Source organism: Vibrio sp. MMG023, from assembly GCF_021654215.1.
GTDB lineage: Bacteria > Pseudomonadota > Gammaproteobacteria > Enterobacterales > Vibrionaceae > Vibrio > Vibrio jasicida.
Window position 1 is genome coordinate 414751 of sequence record NZ_JAKFZP010000005.1, and the last position, 12035, is coordinate 426785.

Here is a 12035-nt window from a genome sequence, read left to right on the forward strand (position 1 = left end):
AACAGCCTAATAATTTGTTAACTCAACTTTCTACTTAGTTTTTTAGCCAATTCTGTTCAAATCTGAATCAATCCTTGTTGAGCGTATGGCCATAAAGCAACAAAGGCCTCTTAATGAGGCCTGATATACTATCCTATGCAAGTAAATGCTTTTTTGGTATCGCTCAAAAACTCGTGAACGCTAATGGCATACCAACCATTTTCATTCGCGACTGCAAGGTCTCGAGACGCAATGCCAACACCAAATTTACGACTAGGCCATGCTAACTCGAGCATCGAAACAATCTCTTGGTTCGCGTTTTGAACGTCATAGCCAGGCTCAGGCATTTTCACTCTCGCCTTTTGACAATGATGCAACACACCGTGTACAGCTGGGTCCGTCATTTCAAAGACGTCGTCCCAACTGCCAAGGTCATTGGTCAAGCCCTGCTCTCTACGAAGCGTAGCGATTAACTGCCGAACGTCATGCATGACATAAGCTTCTTTAGCTGTTTTTTCTTTACTCAAACAGTCAGCACATAAACCTATTAAATTCGATGGTGAGTTATCATATTTAATACCGTTAACATGATGAACATTGTACTTGAGTTTATGCTTGTTCAAATCAACTTGACACTTCTCACAACAGTACTTTTTCTCTTGTTTGTAGCTCCTCGAAAGCTTCTCCCAATCGTCGGTATGATCATTACGGGTATCTCCAGACTGTCTTTTTGGAATATGAGGAAACACCGAACTATACGTGGAGAAGAAGCGCGCCATATCAAATCCATTGAAAACAGCTTCTTTGCGTACCCTATCGCCAGTCCCGTAGCCCTGATAGTTAAGGGCTCTGATGCAAGACTTACATACTTTTAGTTTCGCTTTCCCTTCTATATCCCTACCATCGATATAGTTTGTCCCTGTAATCAAAAACTCACCGCTCACATCGTTGGTCACCACGTATCGCTCAAACAGGCCTTGGGTCCTCATACCCTTCAACTTAGCACAATCCGCTACATGGTATTTAGGGCCACTTTTTTCTGGGTTATTCAACGCAGCAGTAACCGAAGTGCCCACATCTTGTATATAAAGTAGTACCTGACGGCCTTTGTAACTAAGGAGGCCAGAATCAGTATCGACATCCTTAAGCTCTACAACCTTACCTTCACCCAGTTCAATATCAATTGGGTCGATATTAGTTGGCGTGTATTGTAGGTTGAACTGTCCAGGCTTATCAGGAGGCATAAGCTCAATGGCTGCACGTAACGCTTCCATATCAAAGGAGAGCTTCATTCCTCTCCCCCTAAAATTTTACGAATTTGCTCTTCGGCATTGGTTATTACGCGGAACGAAACACGCCTAGACCGCTGGGCAAGTTCTACACCATATTTATTTTTAATAACCTTCGAAGAAGAATAACCAACGGCTGCCACATACTGTTTAACCCAAGAGTAGTTAAAGTGGTCATTGCGAACATAATCAAGGCTCATCACAAAACCTAAAACAGCCCTTGTGCGAGATTGTGATAGGTTCATATTGTTAAAGTAGGCCTCATAATCTGTTGAATCATGGTTCCAACGGCTTGATGTGTGACCTTCAATTTTTATTTCTTGTATCGACGGCTTATATTTATTCAATACCTGCAAATAACGCGGGAAAAAGTCGCTCAGTATGACCTCAAACTTACTGCTTAAATCTGATTTCCCGTTGGCGAACAAAACGTCCGGTGCGGTAAAGTTTAAACTTAAAGTACTTCGTTCAATTTCAGCACCCCACTTCTCAAGGTCTTCAGAGAACTCTTCGACCAAAGCAAGGTAAATGGCTTCCTGTGTTTTCTCATACGTAACAGCGACTTCTTTGATCTTGTCTCGTTCATTCATTGCATCTCGCATCAGTGCCACTGAGATAAACAAGAACACCATCATCAAACCTGCCATAAGGTCTGATACTGACATCCAGTGGTCGCCTCCATCAGCAGAGGCCGACCTTTTACCAAACAAATTGCTCATATTAGCTCGCCAACTTAGTTACACTGCCGACAACTGTTTTCATTTCATTCGTCAATTTTCCGTAGTCTCGAGTGAACTGTTGAGTTACCGTTGCAAGACCTTGTCCCATCTCATTAATGACACGGTTAATCTCTTGCTGCATTTGAAGATCCAGTACTTCTACTTGCTTCTCAACCGCTTGGCCCGTTTGTGCAACGCTATCAATCACTTGTTCCTCAAGGCTTTCAAATGTTCGCTTCACTTCACGCACCTGAGCTTCAAAGATTTCTTCTAGAACCCCCTCAAGGCGATCTTGCAACTCTTTGATTCCTTGGACCATGTGTTGTTGTGTTTGCTGTGTTCTTTGACTTAAGTCTTCGTTACTTTTTGCAAGAATTTCTACGGTATCGGCCGATGATGTTGCAACATCATTGACCATTTCACGCACGTTATCATTCAAATCAATCATCGCACTACGTAGGCTATTTTGTATTTCTGTTGTTTGATTGGTGATGCACTCAATCATCGATTGAACACGGGCGGATGCATCCCCCATTTGGCAACTAATGTCATCAGCACTCTCAACTAACGAACCAGCAAGCTCTCTAGCTCCTTGTTTAAGTTCGTCAGACATCGCAACCGCACTTGCATCCAACTCAGATTTGATAGTTTGCAAATTGTCTTTCACTGTTGATGAATAGCGTACTAGCGCTTCACTAAAGTCTTTACCATATTGGTCAATAAGTGAGTGCGAAGACTCGTTCATTTTTTCAAACGTCTCTATTGACTCTCCAACCATATTGTAAATATCGTTCATCGCACTCTCCGTACTCTCTACTAAAGAGTGTCCAACAGCATCGACGCTTTCAGCCACTTTAGTCGTGAACATTCCAACCGCAGATTCGATACCATCATTGATGGATTGAATGCCGTCAGAAGTCGTCGTCGTGAAATGCTGAGTCGCGCTGGTATGAGCAGAGGCAAAATTATCCAAAGCAACGCGATTTTCTTCGCCCACTTTTTCCATATGTTCATTTGCTGAACTCAGCAACTGTTGAACGCAAGACGCGTGTTGTTCAATAGTGTCGTTGGTGTCAGCAATCAACTTTTCACATGTTTCTGAAGATGCCTGAACGGCTACAGAAACCAGAGACAGAGAGTTTTCTGTATTTTCAATGAGTGACTTGCCAACAGCATCGACTGTCTCGTTTACTTTTGTAGAGAACTCAGTAACAGCACTCTCTATGCCCACATTGATCTTGTGAATATTGTCATCGGCAGTCGTTGAAAACTGCTGCGTCGCGCTTGTATGCGCCGATGCAAAATCATCCATCGCCATACGCGTTTCTTCTTTTGCGCTTTCTAAATGTTGATTTGCCGCTTTCAACGTTTCTTGAGCAGAGGCAGTGTAATCGCTGATTGTCTCGTTTGTCTGGTTTATAAGCTGGTCAAATGAAGCACATGTAGACTCGACCGATGTCGTCACTTTACTCATACTTCCTTCAACGGTAGAAAGTAATTGGCTACCCGATTCATCTATCGTCTTGGTAATTGAGTCATTCATGTTCGACAATGCTACACTTAGCTCAGAAGTCATTGTATCGATACCCTGCCCCGTAGACTCGGTAAACTGCTGAGTAGCCAGTTTATGCTCATCGCTAAAGCTGTCGATCATCGCTTTCGATTCAGAAAGCATGGTTTCATAATGACTTGATGCAGCAGAAACTGAACTACTGATCACTGTCATGGTGTCATCTAGCTGTCGTTGAATTTCTGGCATTGCCTCAACGGCTTTATCACGTAGCTCCTTAAATGCATCCAAACGCTGTTCAAGCTCAGTTACTTGTCCATGCCCAAGTTCCATAACGGCATGCAGTTTTTCCATGGTTTTAGGAATACTTTCCGTGCGTTCGCTAATATGGGCAACGGATTTTTCTGTATACGCGATCGCATCAACACCTAACTGGTACGTATGGGCCATTTCTTTGAGTTGTTGACGATAATTTTCTTGCCAATCAACCAATTTTTTCACCGAGTCATCAAGACGTTTGAAGTTTTCACCAAATTGTTCTGTCAAATTGTTATTAAAATCGACAATCACTTCTTTTAGTGCGTTGATAACCTGTTCGGTGGCAGATTTAGATAGCATCTCACCAAATTTATCCATCTCATCCCATAATCGCTCACTAAATGCAGAGTGCGACGTGTGCATCAGTGACAGACTCTCAACAGTGTTCTTATGGTGGGCATTGATTTCAGACAACTCGTTCTTAACCAACTTGTTGCCATCGTTCACATCACTTCGCAATAAACGAACTTGTGAAGCTAAAGAAGACTCTTCATCGCCTCGGATTGAATCAACCAGTGACTGAGAAACCTTCAGTTGTTGGTCCATCACTGAATATATTTCATCAGGACCAACCCCCTCTACGACCACGTTTTTAGCAGGAATAAAGGGTTCAATGGCTTTAAAAGCAATATTGGCGCACATACCGACCAAGCTGGTCAAAAACGCCGTTTTTAAACCTGATAATAGTAACGAAATACTGCCATCAATGTTTTGAGGGTCGAACTCCATCAAGCCGACAACAATACCGGCAAAAGTCCCCAGAATACCTAGTGATGTCATTAGGTTAGGAGCACCACTCACAAACCCATTTGCTTTCCCTAGTAAAGCTAGGAACAAACTAAAGACAAAAACAGCACCAATGATGTAGATAAACAGATCAGAAAATGCATTTGCAGATACAGAGGCAATCAAGCCGGATAGATATTCACTCATTATTAAGACAATATATTGTAAGGTTTAAAAAAACAGGCATAACGCCGTTTGAAATCAGTACGCAGATAGGCTGCCGGGATTTAACCACAAACGCAGAAGTGTACCAACGTTGGTCTATTCTGGTTTGAGCTTATGGGTTCTTTAAGTTAATAAATTGAGCATTTTCGGTAATGCTGTCATCTTAGTTATTTTTTCTTCGGAATCGCCTATCCATTACAAAACTGAACACGCCAGAGAATAATATAATTGCTCCAGCGACTTCTTGAAGCGCATCGTTCAAAGCCAGTCTAAGGTGTTCCGGTTCTGTGGTATAACCATTGATCCAATACCCCTTAGAAATCATCGCGGCACCAGCAAGAATCAAATATAAACCAAAAATAGAAAGGTAGTTATTAATAACAAACACCTTTAATTTTATAAACACACGCCTTAACTTTTCTTTCATTATCGTCACCAATAACTAACACCAATCCAGTTAAAGTTCTGGATGATTTGATACACTTTTATGTAAATACGAAATAAACAAGAATTTATCAACTTACTATTATTTTCTGCACTTCTGTAAATTCTAGAAGCGAGATTTTTCAGTTCATTCCTAACTTTTCTAATAACTCATTAGTGAGTAAGTTGAGTCTATGGAATGACTTCTCTTGTTCTGGCTTCATTTTTAAACCAAATAATTCTCTAAAAAATGAGCAATTGTTTCTGTATGTATTGAGCTCTTTTTCAATATTCGGTACGTACTCATTCACAAGCGTCTTCACACGAAGAGCATGCTCTCTAGCAGCAATCAATTGATTAGAAGCTTCCGTTGTATAGCAGATCAACTTGTCTGCTTCTTGAATTAGCGTCTCTTTCTGCTCTTTTACTTTTTCGACTTTCTTGTAAGAGCTTCTAGTAGAAAAGAAGACCATCGGCGCGACTAAGATCCCACCAAGCACCCAAAAGCCGCCTGCCATACCTGCGCCCCCCGTTGCGAGTGAGCCGCCACCAAACCAAGCTAACGTTGCGTTAGTCGCAGCAACACCGGATAGCGAAGAGATTGCGGTACCTGTAGAGGCAGAACCAATCAAAGAAACCAGCCCCCACGCGCCAAGCGCGGTCGTGCCGCCAACAAGACCACCAAAGCCAACGTTGAGCGAAGTATTAAAACCTGAGTTGAACCTATCAAATTGATTCAAAGTTCGCTTCTGGACTGAGCGTACATTCGATTTTGACTTAAGAATCTTTTCTACTGGTTTAAGCGTGTTTTTCAAACGACTCAGATCAACACCAATAGAAGATAGGCTCTCGTTTGTAGACGCTTCAATGGCTTTTATACGCTCAAAAGCCGGCTTATAGATCGCCTCATACATATCAGTGTAATGCTTATTATGCAGTTCGAGCATAAAGGAGCCACCAAGAGAAACCATAGCCCCCATTGCTTTACCTACATTCTTAAGTACTGATCTTTTATTTTTAGCTGGTACAAAGAATTCCAATTCTTCATACACTTCATCAAAATACTTAAATGCGCCGTCAGCAATTTCCTTATTAGTTTTACTGCTGCAATCAACAGCATTTTTATACGCTAAAATAGAGTTGCCGGTATGCTTATATTCTTTAACAAACGTGCTCATTAACTTTAATTTTTACTGCTTTATACAAATCCGTTAACGAATAACAAACGAATTAAGGTAATAGGAAACCTGAACTGTCCTAACGTTGATAAGCTTATCAAATAGATCGAATAATATGCTTTCATAAGCTTACAAAGTCTTAGTGTTGCTAAGGTGATGGTTCGAGGACTCAAAATCCCACAAAAAAACCAGAGCACTAGGGCTCTGGTTTTCGCGCGGATTATAAGGAAGAAGTGTGATTTCGATCAACTTATATTTTATGTAATTTATTGCTTAAAGCACCACTCAAATTCAGCCCACACCAGATCGTAGTAGCGTTAGCGATCGCACTTGTCGAATGGCGCGATGTATTCAATGGCGTAGCTCTGCTGTGCAGCATGTCTTCCATTAGCAAATCCCCCGTCGGGTTCGTGGGGTGTTTACTATTAAGTGCAAGTTTAATAATGCTCAGTTAACTCAAATGAGCGCCTTAGGTACGGGCAAACCTCACAAGCTGCGCACCCTAAACAGTTAGTGGAAACATTATCATCACAGGTGTTAATGATTTCTTTGATCTCTTCGTCGCTTAGAGGTTCTGAGAATATTGGCTCGAACATCGTTTCCTCATGCAATCATTAAACATTCGAAAAAAAACCAGAGCACTGAGGCCCTGATTTTCGCGGGTTATATCAGAAGTCAGTTACAACCAACTTATATTTTATGTAATTTGCTACTTAAAGCGCCGCTCAAACTCGGCCCAAACCACATCGTAATCGCGTTCGCGGTCGCACTTGTCGAATGGGGCAACGTATTCGATTGTGCGCTCGACTGGGCCACCTGGTTGGGTGTCATCCATGTAGGCTTTGTAAACCTTACCGGATTTCAGTTCACGGATATCTTCCCAGCCCAGTTGCACATTAGTGTCTGTCAGCGGTTCGGCTTTTGAGCCCAAACCTTGAGCGCGATTCTCATACACACCGTTTTCAATCGTGGTGGTAAAACCGTTTTTCTTGTTGAACTTACGGTCTAAACCTACCCCGACCAAGCCTTTTGATGCGGTAAACACTATTCGGCCAGTTTGGTCGTACCAAGTATCCGCCTCATATTGGCGCATTACTGGGAACTGAACACGGTAGATGGTTTTTAACTCTTCCAAGGTCATTCCCAGTGCCATTGCAACCAACACATCAATTTCTACCAATGCTTGACGACGAGCGTAATCGGTACGTAACGCACAATCACGATGCCATTCTGGGGTTAAGTTTTGGAAGAAACTGTTAGGTAGCCGAGAGTCATCCTTTGCCCAACTGGATACATTTATGTAATCAAACTCCTTTTCCCACAAGTACTTGTATTCTTTAGTTAAACAGTTGAGGACTAAACCACGAATCAGAAGATCGGGCTTAAGATCTACTTTTGGAAAAGCTTCCCATATACTGTGGAGGTTTTGTCTACCTGTTGACTTTATAAAGAAATCACCAACGATACTATTACCAAAAAATGTTGTTGATAAAAGTAACTCATTTGATTTAAATGCGGCAGTCTGAACACCATTAATATGACCAACGCCTGGAGGTATAATGCAACTTATCATTGTTCTTTCAGCCCAAGGACCTATCATCGCCCGACTTGCCATTCGATAATATTCAGTTGTATATCGGGCATCAGAGTGCTCGCTCTCCAACCATGGTACTCTTGGAGAACGAGCTAGATACTCTAAATGATCACAAGAAATTTTATAATTGGTTCTTGGAAGATAATTTTCAGATATCTCAATCAAATCAACGTTATCATAATGCCCTTTTTCAGAACAAACACGCCTAGGGGTTTTATATATTGGTGTACCAACAAAAAAATGCGGACCTGAGATCAGAAGGCTGCCTATACTATTTGAAAAATGGGTTTCCCTCTCAATTGTCCCATCTTTTTGAGAATTTGTTTCATGCCACATTTCAGTGATAATGTAATCGCCTAATTTATACCTATCGTCAGATTGCTCACCTTTAATTTTTTCTAGAACTGAAATAAGTGACTTTGAGTGAATAGCAGGAAGCTTTGCAAAATATATACTTTCAGAGCTTTTATCGTACAACTTAGAAAACAAACTAAGCTCTTTATCTGTTATTTTTACTATGCGCTCTAAATGCGCACCAATGCTCCAGCTCGATATGACCTTCCCATTTACCACATCAATATCTTTGATACCTGGTATTGCACCACTTCCATCATGTAGGTAACTACTATCTATAGAAGTTGGTGTGAAAATATTGGCCATGTGATCAAAATAAACTGTAGATTTTCTTTTCCCATAGATGTTAACAGAGAAAATAGTAGTATGACCAACCTCTGCGAATAAGCTCTTTTCATTTTGATACTGAAAGTGTGCTAAAAGTCGATGGTAAACCTCTGACCGAAACGATCCTGCTTTAGGGTCATCATACAAGCCGTCTGGGTGTATAAATCCACTAACTGCAACTTCATTGGAAATACGCCAAGCTTGCGGCAAGAAACACTTATACAGGTTGGTCTGAATACCTTTCAGCTCTGGATAATTAACCAATCCGTTTAGGAAGTTTTGCGTGGCTGATGCTTCTTCATATTCTGAGAAATAGGCTTGCTCTAATGCTGGCATACGCAGCAGCGTTTCTTCACGTAACGTATTCAACTTGGATGCCGAAAACTTACGCAGCACAAATTGCGGTTCATAGTCACCCATAATGCCGCCTTCTTGCCATTCCACTTTCAGCCAAGGTGGGTTACCAAGAATCAGATCAAAACCGCCGTTATCTGCAAAAATGTCCGCAAACTCAAGCTCCCAATGGAAGAACTTATAACGCGCTGCTAATTCGTCCACTTTACGCAAACGCGGGAAAATACCATACAAGAAGTTCTTATTGACTACACCGCTGCTGTTGGTAGAAAACAGATCTTGTGTTTGTTGACTGCCTTCAGCGAACATCGCCATTTGACCTGAGCTTTCCTCAGTCACTACGGCTTCTGTCACCGTATAGCCTTCTAGCACCTGTTCGATTTCACCCAGGTATTCCGCTCGGCTTGGCAGATCATTGGCGTTGTCGATTGGCCAGAACCAAAGTGCACACCAATAGTCCATCACCATTTTTAAGCGTGGATAAACGGCTGAGCCTTCATGCTGAGATTTTTTCAGCAGTGCATCTTTGCTGTGAGTGGAGCTGAGCTGCTCTGAGTGTTCAGACTCTGGCCACACTTTTAGGCTATCAGTGACAATGTCACGCTCTTTATGGCGCTGCGCCGTATGCTCTTGCCACAATTCATCGATTTTATTTGAGATGCGCAGCAGTTGGGCTTTTTCATCTGGCGTGAACGATTTGACGAACTCTTTGCGCCAATTAGTGATGGTTTTGATTTCACTCTCTTTGAGCGATTTCACCACTTTATCGCTGTAGTCCGCCATGCCATTGTCTGGCAGCAGGTAGTGGTACACCTCTTGATCTTTACGTGAGTCGCTATGACCTAAACGTTTTGGCTCAATGTTTAGCCAACTTGGGTCTTTGGCTTTTTTATAAGCAAGATCGCCGGTTGAGAACACCTGACGGCGCGCACCAATGAGCGAGTTACCGTTATAGAGCTGATAGCCAAACCAAGGCACAAACGCTTCATCACTGATGGCATTCAACCACAGCGACACTTCGGCCAGTTCTACCGCAATCGGGTTCAAATCGACACCGTAGACGTTGTTGTCGGCAATGAACATCTTCACACGTTGCAGTTCACGGGTGTATTGCTCTTGGGGAATACGTTTGTCTTCAGCGAGCTGTTTCAGTTCAAGATACTTTTCAGCCAGTTGGTTGATCGCTTCATTCAAGAACGCTGCGCTACCCATTGCAGGCTCGCACACTTTTAAAGTGAGGATCTTGTCTGCTTTTTCACTTGCGCTTTCAAGCTGTTCAATCTGCTCTTTGTACAGCTCTTTCAATGCGTATTTCACCAAAGATTGGGTGAGCACTTCTGGCGTGTAGTAAGAAGCCGACTTTTCACGGTCGCGCCCTGCCATACGGTAGATAAAACTGCCGCGCTGGTGGCATTTCAGTGAGCCGTCTTTGTTGAAGACTTTTTCACCCTCTTTGTAATCCGCCAGCTGCTCAGCAGTGACAAAGTAGCCCGTTTCCAGTTCATTGACTTCTTCTTTTTCTTTCTTCACTTCGTACAAATCGGTCTTAGCGAAGAAGCCACGGTAAGAAAGCAGCGCCTCATACACCGCACCTAATTGGTTAATACCAAGCTGTGCATAAGAGATGCGACCACGACGCTTGTTTTTTCCTTTACCTGGGCGGCTTAACGACATCAACTCAATAATGCGTTGCAGGGTTTCGTTACGGAAGATCACGCGGCCCAAATACGGCATGCGTTCATTATCAAACAAGTGGCTTTCCAGCTTACGGATACTGAAACTGTTTACTAGCGATGAGTGGCTGGTTTCTGCAAACAGATCTTCATCACGCTCGCCTTTCTTTTTGTCACGAGATGAGGTTTTCTTGCCACTGAAGCCGTTCGATACCAAACGGAATAGCATTTGTAAACTGTCATGAATGTAGCGACCATTGCGAGACTCTTCGGTGGTGAGATCCACCATTTCCAGCTCACGCAGTGCTTCAAGGCTGTAGCCTTTCAGATAGGTTTCCGAATCTGTCGGCGCATATTGCAGCTCTGGTCGGGCTTCGATGTAGAATAAGAAAAGCATGCGGTACATGTATCGCAAGCATTCCAAACTCAACTGATTCGGATCGATGTTACTCTTACCTTCATAGGTGAAGCCTCTTTCGATCAGCTGCTTGGCTGCTTCATCACCCAACAGTTCAATCGATTCACGCAGCGCGTATTTGAGATCTTCAGACACGGCAAAAGCATGCTTGTGCGAGCTTTCATCGAGATTATCCAGCAGGTTTTGACCTTGCTCTGGGCAAATCGAATCTTTGTGTAGCAATGCTGCAGTGGCTTTTAGCGTATCGGCTTCTTTTCGGCTAAGAATTTCTTCAATGTCAAAACGAAGCAGGCGGTTTTGCGCCCATTTAGTGCGGTCAAGCAGCAAGCACTGACGGTTACCGAGCAGAAGTACCCAGCGAGGCGGTTCTTGCGCACTGAATACCTTCTTCGACACCAAGTCTTGCCATGTCAGAAGTTCACCATGAGCATTTTGCTTAAGTGATTTCTGGCTTTCTTCATTAACTGTTGCTAACTGGCTAGTCAGTAATGGTAATGAAAGAGGATCTGCATCATCACCGCTCAAATCATGAGCTTCTACGATCCACAGTAAAGGCTGTCCTTGCGTATCTTGATAAGCCGATAGCACTGGCAACTCTGCGCCATCAATCAATACGGAGGTAGGTTTAAGTTCATAACCCAATGCATTTAAAACCGGTGACCAACGGCTGCGTTGATCGCTCAGACGCTTGGTTTCACCCTTTGCCGTTTTGTTTTGATTCAGTTGGCGAAAATACTCACCCGAGTAGCTCCGCAGCGCTTCAAAAGGTGTACGGTAGCCCTTAACTGGATTTCCACCCTTTTCACGCTCGGTTCGCTCTTGTTCACGCGCTTCGTTTTCTTTTTGTTGCCAACCTTCTAATACGCCACGAATATCACCAACGAAAATCTCGCTGAGATAGTGGTGAGAGTAGAAGTCGTTTTCGTTTGAAATGCCAACCAGTGCCAT

At 42.9% G+C, this 12035-nt stretch carries 6 protein-coding genes; all 6 read right to left on the bottom strand.

Translation table 11 applies throughout. The features are described 5' to 3' along the window. Window positions 1-128: 128 nt before the first annotated feature. The 6 genes from L1076_RS18295 to L1076_RS18320 all read right to left on the bottom strand — a co-directional run bounded on the left by L1076_RS18295 (window position 129) and on the right by L1076_RS18320 (window position 12035). The gene (locus L1076_RS18295; RefSeq protein WP_237304221.1) at window positions 129-1271 is read right to left on the bottom strand and encodes an HNH endonuclease signature motif containing protein; all 1143 of its coding nucleotides are present in this window, start codon (window positions 1269-1271) and stop codon (window positions 129-131) included. Continuing rightward, complete coding sequence (locus L1076_RS18300) at window positions 1268-1987, bottom strand: OmpA family protein (protein ID WP_061008655.1); 720 nt, start codon at window positions 1985-1987, stop codon at window positions 1268-1270. Before L1076_RS18300 ends, L1076_RS18295 begins: the two co-directional genes overlap by 4 nt. A 1-nt stretch (window position 1988) precedes the next feature. Next, window positions 1989-4748, bottom strand: coding sequence for a hypothetical protein (locus L1076_RS18305; RefSeq protein ID WP_237304222.1), 2760 nt, complete (start codon window positions 4746-4748; stop codon window positions 1989-1991). Between the two features lie 181 nt (window positions 4749-4929). Beyond that, entirely contained in the window at window positions 4930-5193 is a 264-nt protein-coding gene (locus L1076_RS18310; protein ID WP_237304223.1) for a hypothetical protein, read from the bottom strand. 139 nt (window positions 5194-5332) lie between these two features. Continuing rightward, window positions 5333-6367 carry a hypothetical protein gene (locus L1076_RS18315; RefSeq protein WP_237304224.1) on the bottom strand — a complete coding sequence of 345 codons (1035 nt, stop codon included), beginning with the start codon at window positions 6365-6367 and terminating at the stop codon, window positions 5333-5335. Window positions 6368-7076: 709 nt separating this feature from the next. After that, on the bottom strand, window positions 7077-12035 hold the full coding sequence (locus L1076_RS18320; protein WP_237304225.1) for a hypothetical protein: 4959 nt from the start codon (window positions 12033-12035) through the stop codon (window positions 7077-7079).

Coding starts and splice junctions, on each gene's coding strand:
- L1076_RS18295 (WP_237304221.1), bottom strand. CDS start 1,271: ATGAAGCTCTCCTTTGATATGGAAGCGTTACGTGCAGCCATTGAGCTT.
- L1076_RS18300 (WP_061008655.1), bottom strand. CDS start 1,987: ATGAGCAATTTGTTTGGTAAAAGGTCGGCCTCTGCTGATGGAGGCGAC.
- L1076_RS18305 (WP_237304222.1), bottom strand. CDS start 4,748: ATGAGTGAATATCTATCCGGCTTGATTGCCTCTGTATCTGCAAATGCA.
- L1076_RS18310 (WP_237304223.1), bottom strand. CDS start 5,193: ATGAAAGAAAAGTTAAGGCGTGTGTTTATAAAATTAAAGGTGTTTGTT.
- L1076_RS18315 (WP_237304224.1), bottom strand. CDS start 6,367: ATGAGCACGTTTGTTAAAGAATATAAGCATACCGGCAACTCTATTTTA.
- L1076_RS18320 (WP_237304225.1), bottom strand. CDS start 12,035: ATGGCACTGGTTGGCATTTCAAACGAAAACGACTTCTACTCTCACCAC.